The organism is Chromobacterium sp. CV08 (assembly GCF_051129845.1).
Taxonomy (GTDB): Bacteria; Pseudomonadota; Gammaproteobacteria; order Burkholderiales; family Chromobacteriaceae; genus Chromobacterium.
This window is the reverse complement of the sequence record NZ_CP150453.1, coordinates 2,236,970-2,254,887: the sequence shown is the minus strand read 5'-3', so window position 1 is coordinate 2,254,887 and position 17,918 is coordinate 2,236,970. Positions and strand designations below refer to the sequence as shown.

General features: G+C 70.6%; 10 protein-coding genes. 7 read left to right on the top strand and 3 right to left on the bottom strand.

Going from position 1 to position 17,918, the window contains the following annotated elements; all coding sequences use genetic code 11:
* Positions 1-53: 53 nt before the first annotated feature.
* Positions 54-287 (bottom strand): MbtH family protein, encoded by a 234-nt coding sequence (locus WNM05_RS10770; protein WP_434634913.1) that lies wholly within the window; start codon positions 285-287, stop codon positions 54-56.
* 231 nt (positions 288-518) lie between these two features.
* Between WNM05_RS10770 and WNM05_RS10765 the strand changes: the two genes are divergently transcribed.
* The 3 genes from WNM05_RS10765 (at position 519) to WNM05_RS10755 (ending at position 11,128) form a co-directional block, all read left to right on the top strand.
* Positions 519-8,954, top strand: a complete 8,436-nt coding sequence (locus WNM05_RS10765; protein ID WP_434634912.1) for an amino acid adenylation domain-containing protein — start codon at positions 519-521, stop codon at positions 8,952-8,954.
* 64 nt (positions 8,955-9,018) lie between these two features.
* A complete protein-coding gene (locus WNM05_RS10760; RefSeq protein ID WP_434634909.1) occupies positions 9,019-10,338 on the top strand; it encodes an MFS transporter in 1,320 nt (439 codons plus the stop codon).
* Positions 10,339-10,342: 4 nt separating this feature from the next.
* Positions 10,343-11,128 carry a thioesterase II family protein gene (locus tag WNM05_RS10755; RefSeq protein ID WP_434634906.1) on the top strand — a complete coding sequence of 262 codons (786 nt, stop codon included), beginning with the start codon at positions 10,343-10,345 and terminating at the stop codon, positions 11,126-11,128.
* A 61-nt stretch (positions 11,129-11,189) separates the two neighbouring features.
* On the opposite strand, the gene WNM05_RS10750 is transcribed toward WNM05_RS10755, so the two are convergent.
* Positions 11,190-12,719 carry a thioredoxin family protein gene (locus WNM05_RS10750; RefSeq protein WP_434634903.1) on the bottom strand — a complete coding sequence of 510 codons (1,530 nt, stop codon included), beginning with the start codon at positions 12,717-12,719 and terminating at the stop codon, positions 11,190-11,192.
* Between the two features lie 163 nt (positions 12,720-12,882).
* Between WNM05_RS10750 and WNM05_RS10745 the strand changes: the two genes are divergently transcribed.
* Both WNM05_RS10745 and WNM05_RS10740 read left to right on the top strand, forming a co-directional pair.
* Positions 12,883-13,755 (top strand): helix-turn-helix domain-containing protein, encoded by an 873-nt coding sequence (locus WNM05_RS10745; protein WP_434634900.1) that lies wholly within the window; start codon positions 12,883-12,885, stop codon positions 13,753-13,755.
* Positions 13,756-13,825: 70 nt separating this feature from the next.
* A complete protein-coding gene (locus tag WNM05_RS10740) occupies positions 13,826-14,341 on the top strand; it encodes a NuoB/complex I 20 kDa subunit family protein (protein WP_434634898.1) in 516 nt (171 codons plus the stop codon).
* Between the two features lies 1 nt (position 14,342).
* On the opposite strand, the gene WNM05_RS10735 is transcribed toward WNM05_RS10740, so the two are convergent.
* Positions 14,343-14,759 (bottom strand): OsmC family protein, encoded by a 417-nt coding sequence (locus tag WNM05_RS10735; protein WP_434634896.1) that lies wholly within the window; start codon positions 14,757-14,759, stop codon positions 14,343-14,345.
* 115 nt (positions 14,760-14,874) lie between these two features.
* On the opposite strand from WNM05_RS10735, the gene tsaD reads away from it, so the two are divergent.
* Together tsaD and WNM05_RS10725 are read left to right on the top strand one after the other, a co-directional pair.
* Positions 14,875-15,900, top strand: a complete 1,026-nt coding sequence (gene tsaD / locus WNM05_RS10730; protein ID WP_434634895.1) for a tRNA (adenosine(37)-N6)-threonylcarbamoyltransferase complex transferase subunit TsaD — start codon at positions 14,875-14,877, stop codon at positions 15,898-15,900.
* Between the two features lie 46 nt (positions 15,901-15,946).
* Positions 15,947-17,851 (top strand): ATP-binding cassette domain-containing protein, encoded by a 1,905-nt coding sequence (locus WNM05_RS10725; protein WP_434634893.1) that lies wholly within the window; start codon positions 15,947-15,949, stop codon positions 17,849-17,851.
* The last annotated feature ends 67 nt before the right edge of the window (positions 17,852-17,918 follow it).

The window sequence follows — 17,918 nt, the reverse complement described above, 5'->3', positions numbered from 1 at the left end:
TAAAAAAGTCGCCGCAACAGCGGCGACTTTTAAAAACCAATCCGGTGAAACGATCAATCCGCCAAAGGGGACGCCGTTTGATTTTCCTGCATGAATTTTCTCAAGCTGAGCGGCCGCATATCGGTCCAGGTTTTCTCGATATGGTCCAGGCACTCCTGCTCGCTGCCGCTGACGCCCGCCGAGCGCCAGCCCGCGGGAATCTCGCGATAATCCGGCCATATCGAGTATTGTTCCTCGTGATTCACCACGACGATGTATTTCGCTTCGCTGATCGCATCCTGCGTCATATTCACCTCCATGCTGTGACTAGAAACTTCGGCGCTAGCCGAATTGTTATCGAACCAATAAAACATTACTAATCGGTATTATCCAACAAGAGAATACCGACTGCTAAAGCCTGACAAAGAATATACCGCACAAATTAAACTTTTTTCAGCACAGACAAAAATATTCAAAATCGGCAACATGGCCACGCCAATATGGCCGAAGCGTCAAATCACCATTGAAAGCCACGGAATATGAGCGCTAGCGACTGGAACGACAACGATTTGGATCTTCTCGACCACCTGCTGGAACAGGAGCTGGACGCCCTGCCGCCCGCCGCCGCCGACGGCGGACGGATACCGAAGAGCGACGCCGTCACCGGCCCGCTGTCCTTCCAGCAGCAGCGGCTTTGGTTCCTGCACGAATTCACCGCCGGCGCCGCCGCCTACAATATCTGCTCCGCCTTCCGCCTGAGCGGCGAGATGCAGCTGGCGGCGCTGGGACGGGCCTTCGACTGCGTCGTCGCCCGCCACGCCTCGCTGCGCACCGCCATCCGCAATGTCGACGGCGAGCCGGAACAGACCGCGCTGCCGCCCGGCCCGGCGGCCATCGAGCATCTGGACTGGTCGGACCTGGCCCCCGAGGCCGCCGCCGCGCAGCTGGAGGCGCTGGCCCGCCGCGAGAGCGCGCACGGCTTCGACCTCGCCGCCGGCCGGCCGCTGCGCATCGCGCTGGTGCGGTTCTCGGCCGACGAGCACGCCGTCGTGCTGACGCTGCACCACATCGTCGGCGACGCCTGGTCGCTGGCGGTGCTGATGGGCGAAGTCGCCCAGGCCTACGCCGCGCTGAGCCGCGGCCGCGAACCGGCGCTGCCGGAACTGCCGATACAGTATCTGGACTACGCGCGCTGGCAGCGCGAGTCCGGCCAGCAGCTGCGCTGGGACGCCGATCTGGCCTACTGGAAAGACCAGCTCGCCGGCCTGCCCGTGCTGGAGCTGCCGACCGACAAGCCGCGTCCGCCGGTGCAGACCTTCGACGGCGCCACCGTCGGCTTCGCCATAGACGCCGTCAGCGCCGACCGGCTGCGCCGGCTGGCCTCGGCCGAGCGCACCACGCTGTTCTGCCTGCTGCTGTCGGCCTTCCAGGCGCTGCTGGCCCGCCACGCGCGCCAGGACGACCTGGCCATCGGCACCTCGCTGGCCGGCCGCGAACAGGTGGAAACCGAGCCGCTGATCGGCTTCTTCGCCAATATGCTGGTGATACGCGCCGAAATCGGCGCCGACGACAGCTTCCGCGAGCTCGTCCGCCGGCAGTCGGAGACGATACGCGACGCCGTCGAGCACGCGTCTGTGCCGTACGACAGACTGGTCAACGCGCTGGAATTGGAGGCCCGCGACCCCAGCCGCAACCCGCTGTTCCAGGTGGCGTTCACGCTGCTGAACATCCCGGCCGCGCCGCCGTCTCTCGACGGACTGCGGCTGACGCCGGTGCTGAGCCAGGAGGCGGCCCGCTTCGACCTCGAGCTGTTCATGCGCGAGACCGACGACGGCCTGTCCGGCGCGTTCAGCTACAACACCGCGCTGTTCGAGCGTGTGTCGGTGGAGCGGATGGCCGGACAGCTGACGATATTGCTGGACGGCGCCGGCCGGACCCCCGACGCGCCGCTGGCCGCGCTGCCGCTGATGACGGCCGAACAGGCCCGGTCGCTGCTGGCGCTGCCGCTGCGTCCGGCCGCCGCCGACTGCGAGCCGGTGCACCGCGCCTTCGCGCGGCAGGCCGCCGAACAGCCCGATGCCGTCGCGCTGCGCTGCGAAGGCCGGACGATGCGCTACGGCGAGCTGGACCGCCTGGCCGACGATGCCGCGCGGCGGCTGATCGCCGCCGGCGTCCGCCCCGGCGAACCGGTCGGCCTGTGGCTGACGCCGTCGTTCGAGATGCTGGTCGGCGTGCTGGCGGTGCTGAAGGCCGGCGCCGGCTATGTGCCGATGGACCCGGCCTATCCGGCCGACCGCATACGCTACATCCTGGACGACAGCGGCGTGCGGGCCGTGCTTTCCACCGTCGCGCTGGCGCCGTCGCTGCCGCCGTTTTCCGGCGCGACGCTGACGCTGGACGACGGCGGCGCCGTGCCGGCTGTCGAGCTGCCGGCGCATGATGCGCCGGACGGCCTGGCCTACATCATCTACACCTCCGGCTCCACCGGCCGGCCCAAGGGCGTCGCCGTCAGCCACCGCAACGCCGCGCGGCTGTTCGCCGCCAGCGCCGGCCTGTTCGATTTCGGCCCACGCGACGTGTGGACGCTGTTCCACTCCTACGCCTTCGATTTCTCGGTCTGGGAGATCTGGGGCGCGCTGGCCCACGGCGGCGCGCTGCTGATCGTGCCGCCGCTGCTGGCCCGCTCGTCCGACGCCTTCTACCAGCTGTTGTGCGACGAAAAGGTGACGGTGCTGAACCAGACGCCGTCGGCCTTCCGCCAGCTGATGGCGGCCGAGGAGCTGAATCCTCGCGAGGGCGATCTGGCGCTGCGCTACGTCGTCTTCGGCGGAGAGGCGCTGGACCTGAGCAGCCTGGAGAGCTGGCTGGACCGCCACGGCGACGACTATCCGCAGCTGATCAATATGTACGGCATCACCGAGACCACCGTCCACGTCACCTTCCGCCGCATCGGCCTGGCCGAGGTCAAACGCAAGCTGGGCAGCGTGATAGGCGAAGCGCTGCCGGACCTGTGCATACGGCTGCTGGACCCGCTGCAACAGCCGGTGCCGCCCGGCATGGTCGGCGAGATCCATGTCGGCGGCGACGGCGTCACGCTGGGCTATGTCAATCAGCCCGAGCTGACCGCGCAGCGCTTCATCGCCGACCCGCATCTGGACAGCGGCCTCCGCTTCTACCGCAGCGGCGACCTGGCCCGCGTCACCCCGCGCGGCGATCTGGAATACCGCGGCCGGGCCGACCAGCAGGTCAAGCTGCGCGGCTTCCGCATCGAGACCGCCGAGATACAGGCGCTGCTCAGCGAGCATCCGGCCGTCGCCGAGGCAGCCGTCGTCGTGCGCGGCGAAGGCGAGCAGGCGCGCTTGATCGCCTATGTCGCCAAGCGCCCCGGTCTGGCGGCGGCCGGCGACGCCGGCGGCTGGCTGCCGGCCTTCGACATGATCTACGAGGACGCGGCGGCCGACGACGCCGATCTGGACCTGGTCGGCTGGACCGATTCCTACGACAACGCGCCGATTCCGGCCGAACACATGCGGCGCTGGCGCGACGAGATCCTGGCCCGCATCCGCGCGCTGCGGCCGCGGCGCGTGCTGGAGATAGGCAGCGGCAGCGGCATGCTGCTGCTGGCCATCGCGCCCGAGACCGAGCATTACCACGGCCTGGACTTCTCCGAACGCGCGCTGGAGCGGCTGGGCCGCACCGTCGCCGCCCGCGGCCTGGAGCACGTGGTGCTGGAGCGGCGCGAGGCCCGCGATCTGGATGGTCTGCCGACCGACTTCGACACCGTGATCGTCAACTCGGTCGCGCAATACTTCCCGGACGCCGACTACTTCCTGGCGGTGGTCGACCAGGCGCTGGCGCGGCTCGCCCCCGGCGGCCGGCTGCTGCTGGGCGACCTGCGCCACCTCGGCCTCTTGCGCCACTTCCAGGCCAGCCGCCTGCTGCACCGGCTGCCCGGCATGCCCGAGGCCACCCGCGCCGGCTTGCGCCGCGAGCTGGACGCGCTGATCGCCGAGGAAAAGGAATTGCTGGTCGACCCGGCGCTGTTCCGCCGGCTGGCGCTGAGCCGCGGCGACATCGGCGCCGTCGACATCCGCCTGAAGGAGGACGGCGGCGACTGCGAGCTGACCACCTACCGCTACGACGTGGTGCTGAGCAAGGGCAAGGCCTGCGTCGACCCCGCCGCCCGGCCGGAGACCGCGCCGCCGCCGCGCCCGCTGTCGGCATCCCGAACCGGCCTGTGGACCGGGCTGGCCAACCGCCGTGCCGCCGCGGTCAACCGCTTCCTCTCCTGGCTGGACCGCGACGAGGCCGGCGACGCCGACGCCGCCTGCCAGCCTTGGCTCGCCGACGCGGCGCCGGATGCCGCCGACCCGGCCGAGCTGCTGGCCGAGGCCGGGGCCGCAAGCCTCGCGGCCCGCATCAGCTGGAGCGAGAACGCCGCCGACGGCCGCTTCGACCTGGCGCTGGCCGGCACCGAGGCGACGCTGCCGCCGCTGGCGCTGGAACGGATCGCCGACGACGACGGCGACGTCGCCGGCTGCTTCAACACGCCGGCGCAGAGCCAGCCCCGCGACACGCTGGGGCCGGAGCTGCGCCGCCACCTGGCGGCCAGGCTGCCGGAATACATGCTGCCGGCCGCCTTCGTGCTGCTGGACAAGCTGCCGCTGAACAACAGCGGCAAGCTGGACTGGCGCGCGCTGCCCGAGCCCAGCCAGGCCGAGCGGCGCGGCGGCGGGGCCGGCACGCCGCCGCAGACCGGCGCCGAACGCGAAGTGGCGCGGATCTGGGGCGAGGTGCTCGGCGTCGCCGGGCTCTCGCGCGAGCAGAACTTCTTCGAGGCCGGCGGCCACTCGCTGCTGGCCACCCAGGTGATGTCGCGGCTGCGCGCCGACTTCGGCGTCGAGCTGCCGCTGCGCACGCTGTTCGAACATCCGACGGTGGCCGAATTCGCCGCCGCGCTGGCCGAGCGGGCCGATCTGGAGGACAAGCCGGCGGCCGCGACTGAGCGGCGCATCCCGCCGGCCGACCGCAGCCGGCCGCTGCCGTCGTCGTTCGCCCAGCAGCGCTTCTGGTTCCTGGAGCGGCTGGACCAGAGCGGCGTCGGCATCTACAACATCGCCCAGGGCCTGAGGCTGCGGGGCCGCCTGGACCGGGAGGCGCTGCGCGCCGCGCTGGCCGGCCTCGTCCGCCGCCACGAATCGCTGCGCACCCGCTTCGCCTTGCACGACGGCGAATTGCGGCAGATCGTCGAGACCGGCGACGGCCCCGCCCTTCAGCGGCTGACGCTGGATGCCGCCGACGGCGTCGAAGCGGCGCTGGCCCGCGCCGCCGAGGCCTTCGCCCGGCCGAAATTCGACCTGGAGGCCGCGCCGCCGCTGCGCTTCGCTTTGCTGGACATCGGCCCGGACGACGCCGCGCTGCTGATCGCGATGCACCACTCGCTGTCCGACGGCTGGTCCTTCGGCGTGCTGGTGCGGGAGTTCGGCGAGCTGTACGCCGCCGCGCTCGAAGGCCGGCGGCCCAGCTTGCCGGCGCTGGCGATACAGTACGGCGACTTCGCCCATTGGCAGCGGCAGACGCTGGCCGGCGAACGCTTCGACACGCTGCTGCGGCGCTGGCAGGCCCGGCTGGCCGGCGCGCCCGCCGCGCTGGACCTGTTGGGCGACAAGCCGCGCCGGGGCGCCGGCCCGCGCCGCGGGCGCATCGCCCGCTTCGGCTTCGACCGCGCCGAAACCGACAGCCTGCGCCGGCTGGCCGATCGCGCCGGCTGCACGCTGTTCATGGTGCTGCTGGCCGGCTACGCGGCGCTGCTGTCGCGCTACAGCGGCCAGAAGGAGCTGGTGGTCGGCAGCCCGATAGCCAACCGCAACCACGTCGACCTCGAAGGCCTGATAGGCTGCTTCGTCAACACGCTGGCGCTGCGCGTGGACCTCGCCGACGATCCGGACGCGCTGCGGCTGCTGGCCCGCGTGCGCGACACCGTGCTGGAAGCGTACGAACTGCAGGACATGCCGTTCGAGACCATAGTCGACTCGCTGAAGCTCGAGCGCTCCTTGTCGCGCAATCCGCTGTTCCAGACCATGCTGGTGCTGCAGAACGCGCCGCTGGACGCGCTGCGGCTGCCGGGCCTGGAGCTGGAGGCGCTGTCCAGCGACGACACCTCGCCGCGCTTCGACCTGACGCTGACGCTGCACGAGCGCGACGGCGGCCTGCAGGCGATGCTGGAATACGATCTGGACCTGTTCGAGCCGGCCGGCGCCGAACGGCTGGCCGCGCGGCTGAAGCGGCTGCTGCTGGGCATGGCCGACCGCCCCGAGCTGCCGCTGCCGCGGCTGGACCTGCTGGCCGACGACGAGCGCCGCCAGCTCGTCGTCGGCTGGAACGACGCCGGCGCGACGCCGGCGCCGGCGACGCTGCTGCCGCTGATCGCGGCCCGCGCCGCGGACGCACCGGACACGACGGCCGTCGTCGACGACAAGGGCAGCCTCAGCCACGGCGAGCTGAACCGCCGCGCCAACCGGCTGGCGCGCCGGCTGATCGCGCTGGGCGTCGGCCCCGAGGACATCGTCGCCGTCGCGCTGCCGCGCTCGGCCGAGACGGTGGTGGCGCTGCTGGCGGCGCTGAAGGCCGGCGCCGCCTATCTGCCGCTGGACCTGGACTACCCGCCGGCCCGCCTCGCCTACATGCTGGACGACGCCGCGCCGCGCTGCGTGCTGAGCCGCTCGGACGCGGCGCTGCCGCCCGGCGCCCTGCGGCTGGACCTGGACGACGCCCTGCTGCAAGCGGAACTGGCCGCGCTGCCGGACGGCGAGCTCGCCGACCACGAACGCGTCGCCCCGCTGCTGCCGCGCCATCCGGCCTATGTGATCTACACCTCCGGCTCCACCGGCCAGCCAAAGGGCGTGCTGGTCCAGCACGACAATCTTCACGCGTCGACGATGGCCCGCTTCGCCTTCTATCCGGCCGAGCTGTCGCGTCCGGGCACCGCCTTCCTGCTGCTGCCGTCGTTCGCCTTCGACAGCTCGGTGGCGCTGCTGTTCTGGTCGCTGGCCAGCGGCGGACGGCTGATCGTCAGCCGCGCCGGCGGCCAGCTGGAACCCGGCTACCTGGCAGGCCTGGTCGAGCGCGAGCGGGCCGAGGTCTGGCTCAGCGTGCCGTCGCTGTATCGTACGGTGGCCCAGGCGCAGCCGGCCGGCTGGGGCGCCTCGCTGCGCGCCGTGCTGTTCGGCGGCGAGGCGGTGTCGCCGCGCGACCTGGTCGCCGGCACGCCGCGGCGCTTCTTCAACGAATACGGCCCGACCGAGGCCGCCGTCTGGAGCACGGCGGGCGAGATCGCCGCCGGCGACGGCCAGACGATAGACATCGGCCGCGCCGTGCCCGGCTACCGGGTCTACATCGTCGACGAGGCGGGCCGGCCGGCGCCGGTCGGCCTGGCCGGCGAGCTCTGCATCGCCGGCCCCGGCGTCGCGCGCGGCTATCTGCGCCGGCCGCGGCTGAGCGCCGAGCGCTTCGTCTGCAGCCCCTTCGGCGACGGCGAGCGCATGTACCGCAGCGGCGACCGCGCGCGCTGGCTGCCGGACGGCCGCATCGAATATCTGGGCCGCGACGACGGCCAGCTGAAGCTGCGCGGCTTCCGCATCGAGATCGGCGAGATCGAGGCGGCGCTGGCCGAGCAGCCCGGCGTCGCCGAGGCCGCGGTGGCGCTGCGGGAGGACGCGCCCGGCGCCGCGCGGCTGGTCGGCTACCTGGTGCCGACCGACGGAGAACCGGCGCCGGCGGACTTGCGCCGCGCGCTGGCCGATCGGCTGCCGGAATACATGGTGCCGACGGCCTGGGTGACGCTGGACGCGCTGCCCTTGACGCCGAACGGCAAGCTGGACCGCGGCGCGCTGCCGGCGCCGGAACCGGCCGTCCGCGCCTACCGCGCGCCGCGCAACGCGCTGGAGGAGAAGCTGGCGGCGCTGTTCGCCGAGACGCTGGGCCTGGAACGCGTCGGCCTGGACGACGGTTTCTTCGATATGGGCGGCCATTCGCTGCTGACATTGCAGCTGCTGTCCCGCATCGAGGCCGAGCTGGGCGCGACGCTGCCGCTGGCCGCGCTGTTCACCGCCGGCACCGTCGCCGAACTGGCGCCCGTGGTGGCCGCCGGCCAGGCCGACGCCGAGCCGTCGGTGCTGGTGCCGATACGGCCGGACGGCGCCGATTTCACGCTGCTGCTGGTGCACGACGGCTCCGGCCAGATCATCGGCTACCGGCAACTGGCGGAGAAGCTGCCGGCGGGCTGGCGCGTCTACGGCCTGCAGGCGGCCGGCCTCGATCCGGCGGTGCCGGCCGACGAGACGGTGGCGGCGATGGCGGAACGGTACGCCGGCGCGGTGCTCGCGGCCGGCCTGCCGGGGCCGATGCTCGTCGCCGGCCATTCCTTCGGCGCCGCCGTCGCCGCCGAACTGGCGCGCCGGCTGCACGAGGCCGGCGCCGACATCAGGCTGCTGGCCGCGCTGGACGGCGCGCCCGATCCGGATGCCGCCTTCCTGCAAAGCCTGCCGCGGGACGAGGCCGGGCTGATGCACTATATGGCGCGCACCGTCGAGATCGCCACCGGCAAGCCCATCGCCGTCTCCGAGGACGAGCTGCGACCACTGGACCGCGCCGGCCGCTTCGCGCTGCTGGCCGAGCGGGTGCTGGCCTCCGGCCTGTTCCCGCAGGGCCTGGGCCCGCGCCGCATCGAAGCGATGTTCGACGTCTACCGCGCCAATCTCACCAGCCTGCGCAGCCATGCGCCGGGGCCGGTGCCCTGCCCGGTCGGCGTCTGGGTCGCCTCGCCCCGGGCAGGACGTCCCGACCTCGGCTGGTCCGGCTACGCCGGCGGCCCGGTCCGGGTGTTCCAGGCCGCCGGCGGGCACGCCGACATGCTGAAGGAGCCGCATGTCGCCGGCCTGGCGGACAGCCTGGCTTGCGCCGCGTCCGCCATCTGACGACCCGTCGCGCCGCGGCCCGACGGCCGCGGCGCGGCATCCTGCGATCAACAGACCGATACCGATGCCCAACACCGAATCCGCTCTCCGCCCCGACCGGCTCGCGCTATGGCGCGACCGCCGCTTCCTCTGGCTGTCCGCCGCCTGGTTCTGCTCGATACTGGGCCAGCAGACGGCGCTGATCGCCCTGCCCTGGCTGGTGCTGGGGCTGGGCGGCGACGGCCTGGCCCTGGGCCTCGTCGTCACCGCGATGGAGCTGCCGCGCGCCGTCTTCATCATCGTCGGCGGCGCCGTCGCCGACCGCCACTCGCCGCGCCGGGTGTTCCAGTGCTCGCTGCTGTGCTGCACCGCGCTGCTGGCCGCGCTGGGCCTGGCCCAACTCGGCGGCGGCCTGCCGCTGGCGCTGCTGTATCCGTTCGCCGCGGCCATGGGCGTCATCGCCGCCTTCACCGGCCCGTCGGCCGCCGCGCTGCTGCCGAACACCGTGCCCGAGGCCCAGCTGCAGCAGGCCAATTCCTGCTTCATGGCCGTCAACCAGCTGACGCTGCTGGCCGGACCGGCGCTGGCCGGCGCGCTGATCGCGCTGCCCGGCCTCCGCGCCGGCGGCGGCCTCAGCCTGGCCTTCCTGCTCGGCGCCGCCTGCTTCCTCGCCGGCAGCCTGCTGTTGACCCGGCTGCCGGCCGGCCGGACCGTCGACGCCGCGCCCCGCCAGTCGGCCGCCGGCATCCTGCGTTCGATAGGCCGCGGCGCCGTCTGGACCTGGGGCGACGCCACGCTGCGCGCACTGTTCTTCTACTGGGCGGCGATCGCCTTCCTGACCGCCGGCCCGATCCAGATCGGGCTGCCGCTGCTGGTCAGGGACGCGTTGCGGCTGGACGCCGCCTACTTCGGCACGCTGTTGTCGTCGCAGGCCGCCGGCAGCCTGCTGGGCATGGCCCTGCTCGCCGCTCTGCCGGCCAGGGCGCTGGGCAGGCTGGGCCTGATGGTGTTCTGCGTCGACGGCCTGATGGGCGCGCTGATCATAGGCCTGGGGCTGTCGGGCGACTTCGTCGCCAGCTCGGCGATGATGTGCCTGATCGGCCTGCTCGGCGGCCTGGTCCAGGTCAGGCTGATGGCCTGGATACAGTCGCGCATCCCGCCGGACATGCGCGGCCGCGTGATGAGTTTCCTGATGTTCATGATGGCGGCGGTGACGCCGCTGTCGACCACCCTGGCCGGGCTGATCCTGGCGTCGTCGCCGGTGCGCGGCCTGTACGCCGGCGCCGGCCTGGCGCTGATGGCCGTCGCCGTGCTCGCGCTGTCCAGCGCGCGGCTGCGCGGCATAGGCGCGCCCGAGAAGACCGGCGGCGACCGCCCCGTCCATTCCCTGCAAACCGGAGATTGAAGCCATGCACCACCCCACCCCCTGGATACTGCGCCACGGCGGCGGCCCGCGCCCCCGACTGCGGCTGTACTGCTTTCCGTACGCCGGCGGCCACGCCGGAATCTACACCCCCTGGCAGGGCAAGCTGCATCCGGACGTCGAAATCTGCGCGGTACAGCTGCCCGGCCGCGGCGCCCGCTTCCGCGACCCCGGCTTCAAGGCGCTGCCGCCGCTGATCGAGGCCCTGGTCCGCGAGCTGCCGCTGGACGGCGCCGTTCCGTTCGCCTTCTTCGGCCACAGCATGGGCGGGCTGATCGCCTTCGAGCTGGCGCGGCGGCTGCAGGCGCTGGGCCGGCCGCAGCCGCGGCGGCTCATCGTGTCCGGCTGCGACGCGCCGCAGCACCGCCAGCCCCCGCGCGGCCTGCACCGGATGGACGACGCCGGCTTCATCGCGGCGCTGCGCGATTACAATGGCACGCCGGCGGAAATCCTGGCCAACCGGGAAATGATGGAATTGCTGCTGCCGTCGCTGCGCGACGACTTCCAGCTGGTCGAAACCTACCGCTACGAGGCCGGCGCGCCGCTGGCGATGCCGACCACCGTGCTGGCCGGACGCGACGATCGCCAGCGTCTGCCGGAGCAGACCGAGGGCTGGCAGCGGGAAACGACGGGTCCGTCCCGCGTCCACTGGTTCGACGGCGGCCATTTCTTCATCGCCAGCGCCCGCGAAGCGGTGCTCGCCCGCGTCAACGCCGAACTGGCCGAGCTGCTGGCCGCTCCGTCCGCGCCCCGTCCGGTCGCTCAACTCTGAGCCCGTGAAAAAGCCCGCCGGCTTGAGCCGGCGGGCCGTGGCAGAGGCCGACGACGGCCGCTCAGGAGCGGATGGTGCTGACCAGCTTGTCGCACACCGGCTTCTGCGCGTCGCCGGCCGGCAGCTTGCCGCAGACGCCGTCCAGCTGGCCGGCCAGCCTGCCGACGGCGTCGGCGTGCTTGCCGTCCTGGTTCCAGGCCTTCAGCCGGGCGGCCACCTTCTCCAGCGAGCGGCGGCTGCGTTCGTAGAAGGCGCTGTCCGACTTGGCCGCGTCGGCGAACACCGCGCTGGCCGCCGCCTCGATGCGGGCCGCGTCCTGCGGCGCCAGTTCCACCGCGCCGCCGACATAGCTGGCGCCCCACTGCAGCCGCGTCGCCTGCCCTTCGGCCGCCTGGTAGGCCTTCTGGTACCAGTCGAGCGCGGCCGCCTTGTCGCCGCGCTCCTTGGCGTTGGAGGCCAGGATCAGCATGTGGTAGTACGGCGCGTGCGAGGTCTTCAGCTCGCCCTGCAGCAACTTGTCCGACTCGTCCAGCAGGCCGGCGTCGGCCAGCAGCTCGCCGGCGGCGGTGATCACCGCCTGGCGCTGGTAGGGATTGGCGCTGGCCTTGTCGGCCTCAGCCGTCCTGGCCTTCACGTCGGCCACCAGCGCGGCCGGCAGCGGCTGCTTCGGATGCTGCTGCCTGTACAGCGACAGCAGCGCCGACGTCGCGCCCAGCCTGTCGCTCCAGGACAGGCTGGGATCGGCCTCCAGCTTGTTCAGCTGGACGTCGAAAGCCTGCCGCAGCGCCGCGTCGTCGCCGAACAGCTTCAGCGCGTCGCCGGCGGAATAGATGACGATGTCGGCGTTGGCGCGGCTCAGCCCGTCGTCGGCCAAGACTTGCAGCAGCCGGCCGCGAGCCTGGCCCCGGTCGAAGGCCGGCGCCTGCTTCTCCCCGGCCAGCGCGGCCAGCGCCTTCAGCTGCAGCCGGGTCGCGACGGCCGCCGGCTCGGCGGGCACCCGCTGCGCCAGGCGGACCAGCGTCGCCGTCACCTCGGCCTCGGGAATGATCTGCCCCTGGTCCACGTCCCAGGCGTAATCGGCCAGCAACTGCCAGTCGGCCGTCGCCAGCCTCTTGCCGGCCAGCGCGTCGGACAACAAGGCCTTCACCGGCTTCACCGCCGTCAGGCCCAGCTGCAGCGTGCGCAGATAGCGCTGCGGATCGACCTCGCCCGGCAGGCGGGTGATCTCGGCGCCGTCCGGACGGAACAATATCATTGTCGGATAGCCGCGCACCTTGAACTTCTCGCCCAGCTGCTGCGCATTGTCGCTGTCGCCGTCCAGATACACCGGGACGAACTGGCGGGTGGCCGCGATGAAGTCCGGACGGTTGAAGATGGTGGACTTCACCTGGTTGCACGGCGGGCACCATACCGCGCCCCAGTACAGGAAGACCGGTTTGTTCTCCGCCTTCGCGCGGGCGAACGCCGCCGGCACGTCGCCCTGCTGCCAGCTGATGCCCGGCGGCAAGGCGTGGCCGTCGCTGACGTCCGCATGCGCGATCGGCATCAGGCCGGCCAGCGCCAGCGCCATCACCAACAAGGTTCGCTTCATGTCTCTGCCTCTTCTGTCTTTGTGTTCGTGTCCCCATGCTACACCCGATATCCACAAGGCATAAAGAAGGACTGGCGATTTGCTTAGCTGCCCCTTTGCAAAAGCCGCCGACAATTGCCATGTCGGTGGCATCGAACGCCGGCTTCTCCTATCATCGCCTGTCATGAGCCGCCTGATCCTGCCTCCATCCCCGCTGCTCGCCGACATCGTCCGCTACTTCCACATCGAGCGCGCAGACGGCGGCGAGCTGCTGATGCCCGCCATGCCCTTTCCCTATGTCGGCGCGCTGTTGCGCGGCCATACCCTCTCGGAGCGCGACGGGGAGCGCATGGCTTCGCCGCGCAGTTTCGCCGTCGGCGCGCTGTCCCGGCCGGTGCGCCTGCATATCGAACCGGAAACGGTGTTCATCAGCGCGCCATTGCGCATCGGCCGCCTGCAGACGCTGTTCGGCGTCGCCAGCCATCAGCTGACCGATAGGATCTGGCCGCTCGAGGCGCTGATCGGTCGAGAGGAAGAGGAAAGCCTGTTCGACAGCCTGCGCCTGCGCGACGGTCCGCTGCGATGGACGGAAGCCTTGTCCGAATGGATGCGGACCCGGCTGGCCCGGCGGGAGGCCGCCGGCGGCCTGGATGACTGGCGGCTGCCGGCGGCGGCGCTGTTTCTGGATGGCCGGACCCTGGCGGAACGGTCGGGCCTGAGCATGCGCCAATTCGAGCGGCGCTTCCTCGCCCGCTATGGCCAGACCCTGCGCGACATGCGCCGCATGGCCCGCTTCATGAATGCGATGGGCGGGATGATCCTGAACGGCGGAAACTCCCTGGCCGGCCTGGCGCTCGATTGCGGCTATTTCGACCAGGCCCACCTGAGCCGCGACTTCAAGCTGCTGTCCGGCTACACGCCGCGCGAATTCGCGCAGGGCATCCGCGCCTCGGGCGGATCCGAACTGGATCTGATGCGTTACGGCTCGGACGAAAGGCGGCTGGTGATGGGCAGCGTAAGCGCCGACCTCGAAGCCCTGCTGCCCGGCCTTGGCTGATGACGTCTCGGTACAAGACGCCGTTTGATCGGAAGCGCAGCATCGGACCGTTGCCTGACGGAGAACGCCGATGGACCACCCCTCGCTGGAAAAAAACGGATTCCTGCTGACCACCCTGGACGGCCTGTTCGGCCGCGCGCAGGCAAGCAGCCTGTGGTATCTGTCGTTCGGCCTCGCCTGCTGCGCGGTGGAAATGATGCACGCGGCGGCGGCGCGCTACGACATGGACCGCTTCGGCTGGATACCGCGCGCCACGCCGCGCCAGGCCGACCTGATGATCGTGGCCGGCACGCTGAGCAACAAGATGGCGCCGGCGATGCGCAAGATCTACGACCAGATGTCCGAGCCGCGCTACGTGCTGTCGATGGGCTCCTGCGCCAACGGCGGCGGCTACTACCATTACAGCTACTCGGTGGTGCGCGGCTGCGACCGCATCGTGCCAGTGGACGTCTACGTGCCCGGCTGCCCGCCCACCGCGGAGGCGCTGCTGTACGGCCTGATGCAGCTGCAGGCCAAGGTACGCCGCGACGGCACCGCCAGCCGTCGCGGGCTGCTGGACCGCTCGACAAGCGGGCGGCCCGACTGAATCAGTCCTCGCGCAGCTCGAAATCGTGCGTGATGTCGGCGGTCTTGCCCAGCATGATGGACGCCGAACAGTATTTCTCGGCCGACAGCTTGATCGCCCGCTCCACCGCGTCCGGCTTCAGCGCCCGGCCGCTGACGACGAAATGGAAATGGATGCGGGTGAACACCTTGGGATCGGCGTCGGCGCGGTCGGCCTCGATTTCCACCCGGCAGTCGCGGACGTCCTGGCGCGATTTCTTCAGGATGTTGATCACGTCGTAACTGGTGCAGCCGGCGGTGCCCAACAGCACCAGCTCCATCGGCCGCGGCCCCAGGTTGCGGCCGCCGCCCTCGGGCGCGCCGTCCATCACCACCGCGTGGCCGCTGCCGCTTTCGCCGATGAAACACACGCCGTCCACCCATTTCAGCCTCGCCTGCATCGTCCCGCCCCCCTTTTTGATCGAAAATGGCCATCAGACTAACACCGCCGATTTGGGCCGACAAAGATTCACCGGTAGAATAGAAAGATTGTCCCGTTATATCCGAGCTGCACCCATGCTGGTACTTGGCATTGAATCCTCCTGCGACGAAACCGGCGTCGCGCTGTACGACACCGACGGCGGCCTGCTGGCCCATCAGCTGCATACTCAAATGGCGATGCACGCCGAGTACGGCGGCGTGGTCCCCGAGCTGGCCAGCCGCGACCACATCCGCCGCGCCATCCCGCTGACCGAGGCCTGCCTGCGTGAAGCCGGCAAGACGCTGGCCGATCTGGACGCCGTCGCCTACACCCAGGGCCCCGGCCTCGGCGGCGCGCTGATGGTCGGCGCCAGCATGGCCAACGCGCTGGCCTTCGGCCTCGGCATCCCGGTGATCCCGGTCCACCACCTGGAAGGCCATCTGCTGTCGCCGCTGCTGGCCGATCCGAAGCCGGCCTTCCCCTTCCTGGCGCTGCTGGTTTCCGGCGGCCACACGCAACTGATGGCGGTGCGCGGCGTCGGCGACTACGAAATCCTCGGCGAGACGGTGGACGACGCCGCCGGCGAGGCCTTCGACAAGACCGCCAAACTGCTGGGCCTGCCCTATCCCGGCGGCCCGCTGCTGTCCCGCCTGGCCGAATCCGGCGACCCGGACCGCTTCGCCTTGCCGCGGCCGATGCTGCATTCCGGCAATCTGGACATGAGTTTCTCCGGCCTGAAGACCGCGGTGCTGACGCTGGTGCGCCAGCAGGAGTCCGCGCAGGGCGAGCTGGACGAGCAGACGCGGATGGACATCTGCCGCGCCTTCCAGGAAGCCATCGTCGAAGTGCTGGTCAGAAAATCGCTGGCGGCGATGAAGCAGGCCGGCATGAAGCGCCTGGTGGTGGCCGGCGGCGTCGGCGCCAACAAGCAGCTGCGCGCCGCGCTCGACGAGGCCGCCGCCCGCAAGCGTTTCGAGGTGTTCTATCCGCCATTGGCGCTGTGCACCGACAACGGCGCGATGATCGCCTTCGCCGGCGCGATGCGCGTCAAATACGCCGAGCCGGCCGGCGGCTTCACCATCAAGCCGCGCTGGGACCTGTCCAGCCTGCCGGCGGTATAAACGAATCCACGCCGCCGGCCACGGGCCGCGCGGCCGAAAAGCAGACATGATCCAACTGAAGAACCTGAACCTGCGCCGCGGCCTGAAGGAATTGCTGATCGGCGCCAACCTGACGCTGAACCCCGGCTACAAGGCCGGCCTGACCGGCGCCAACGGCGTCGGCAAGTCCAGCCTGTTCGCGATGCTGCTCGGAGAGTTGCACGCCGACGGCGGCGACATGCTGCTGCCGCCGAACTGGACCGTCGCCCACGTGGCGCAGGAAACGCCGGCGCTGGAGCGCAGCGCGCTCGACTACGTGCTGGACGGCGACAAGGAATTGCGCGCGCTGGAGTCGCAGCTGGCCGACGCCGAAGACAGGCACGACGGCAATGCCATCGGCCATCTGCACGGCGAGCTGGCCAATATCGACGCCTACTCGGCCCCGGCCCGCGCCGGCAAGCTGCTGACCGGCCTCGGCTTCGACGAGGCCGCCCAGCAGCGCCCGGTGGCCAGCTTCTCCGGCGGCTGGCGCATGCGGCTGAACCTGGCCCAGGCGCTGATGTGCCGCTCCGACCTCTTGCTCTTGGACGAGCCGACCAACCACCTGGACCTGGAAACGGTGCTGTGGCTGGAGGACTGGCTGAAGGCCTATCCGGGCACGCTGCTGGTGATCTCGCACGACCGCGACTTCCTCGACGCCATCTGCAGCCATACCGTCGAAGTCGCCAATCAGACGCTGACGCTGTACACCGGCAACTACAGCCAGTTCGAAGTGATGCGCGCCGAGAAACTGGCGCGCCAGCAGGGCGAGTACGAGAAGCAGCAGCGCCAGATCGCCCATCTGGAATCGTTCATCACCCGCTTCAAGGCCAAGGCCAGCAAGGCGCGCCAGGCGCAAAGCCGGGTCAAGGCGCTGGAGAAGCTGGAGCGGATCGCGCCGGCCCACTCGTCCTCGCCGTTCGACTTCCATTTCGACAGCCCGGAACACCTGCCGAATCCGCTGTTGAAGCTGGACAAGGCCGACGCCGGCTACGGCGACAGGACCATATTGTCCGGCATCAGCCTGTCGGTGGAGGCCGGCGCCCGCATCGGCCTGTTGGGCGTCAACGGCGCCGGCAAGTCGACGCTGGTCAAACTGCTGTCCGGCGATCTCGCGCCGCGCGCCGGCGAGCGCGTCAACGCGCAGATGCTGAAGATAGGCTATTTCGCCCAGCACACGCTGGAGACGCTGCGGCCGGACGAATCGCCGCTGCAGCACATGCAGCGGCTGGCGCCGACGACGCGCGAACTGGAGCTCAGAAGCTTCCTCGGCGGCTTCAATTTCCGCGGCGACGCCGCCACCGACCCGGTCGGCCCGATGTCCGGCGGCGAGAAGGCGCGGCTGGCGCTGGCGATGATAGTCTGGCAGAAGCCCAACCTCTTGCTGCTGGACGAACCGACCAACCACCTGGACCTGGAGATGCGCCACGCGCTGACGCTGGCGCTGCAGGACTTCAGCGGCGCGCTGATCGTCGTGTCGCACGATCGCAGCCTGCTGGAATCGACGACCGACGTGTTCTGGCTGGTCAGCGGCGGCAAGGTGCAGCCGTTCGACGGCGACCTCGAGGACTACCGCCAGTGGCGCCTCGCCCAGCTGGCCGAGGCCGGCAAGCCATCCGACGGCGACGCCCAGGGCGTCAACCGCAAGGAGCAGAAACGGCAGGAAGCCGAGGCTCGCCAGCAGCTGGCCAAGCAACGCAAACCCTTGCAAACCCGCCTGTCCAAGCTGGAACAGGAAATGAACAAGCTGAGCGACGAGAAAACCCGGCTGGAAGCCTTCATGTCCTCCAGCGAGGCCTACGACGACGCCAACCGCCAGAAGCTGGCCGACAGCGTGAAACGCCAGGGCGAGGTGGCCAGCCGGCTGGAAATCGTCGAAGAGGAATGGATGGAAGTGCAGGAGCAGCTGGAAGCGCTGGCTCAAGCCGACTGAGCGCCGCATGCGATGGGTGATGGCGGCGAGAGAAATGGCTTGCAATCTCCGCCGCCATCTTCTTACG

Bases quoted from the DNA above. Each gene is read 5' to 3' on its own strand.
- WNM05_RS10770 (WP_434634913.1), bottom strand. From the start codon at position 287: ATGACGCAGGATGCGATCAGCGAAGCGAAATACATCGTCGTGGTGAAT.
- WNM05_RS10765 (WP_434634912.1), top strand. From the start codon at position 519: ATGAGCGCTAGCGACTGGAACGACAACGATTTGGATCTTCTCGACCAC.
- WNM05_RS10760 (WP_434634909.1), top strand. From the start codon at position 9,019: ATGCCCAACACCGAATCCGCTCTCCGCCCCGACCGGCTCGCGCTATGG.
- WNM05_RS10755 (WP_434634906.1), top strand. From the start codon at position 10,343: ATGCACCACCCCACCCCCTGGATACTGCGCCACGGCGGCGGCCCGCGC.
- WNM05_RS10750 (WP_434634903.1), bottom strand. From the start codon at position 12,719: ATGAAGCGAACCTTGTTGGTGATGGCGCTGGCGCTGGCCGGCCTGATG.
- WNM05_RS10745 (WP_434634900.1), top strand. From the start codon at position 12,883: ATGAGCCGCCTGATCCTGCCTCCATCCCCGCTGCTCGCCGACATCGTC.
- WNM05_RS10740 (WP_434634898.1), top strand. From the start codon at position 13,826: ATGGACCACCCCTCGCTGGAAAAAAACGGATTCCTGCTGACCACCCTG.
- WNM05_RS10735 (WP_434634896.1), bottom strand. From the start codon at position 14,759: ATGCAGGCGAGGCTGAAATGGGTGGACGGCGTGTGTTTCATCGGCGAA.
- tsaD (WP_434634895.1), top strand. From the start codon at position 14,875: ATGCTGGTACTTGGCATTGAATCCTCCTGCGACGAAACCGGCGTCGCG.
- WNM05_RS10725 (WP_434634893.1), top strand. From the start codon at position 15,947: ATGATCCAACTGAAGAACCTGAACCTGCGCCGCGGCCTGAAGGAATTG.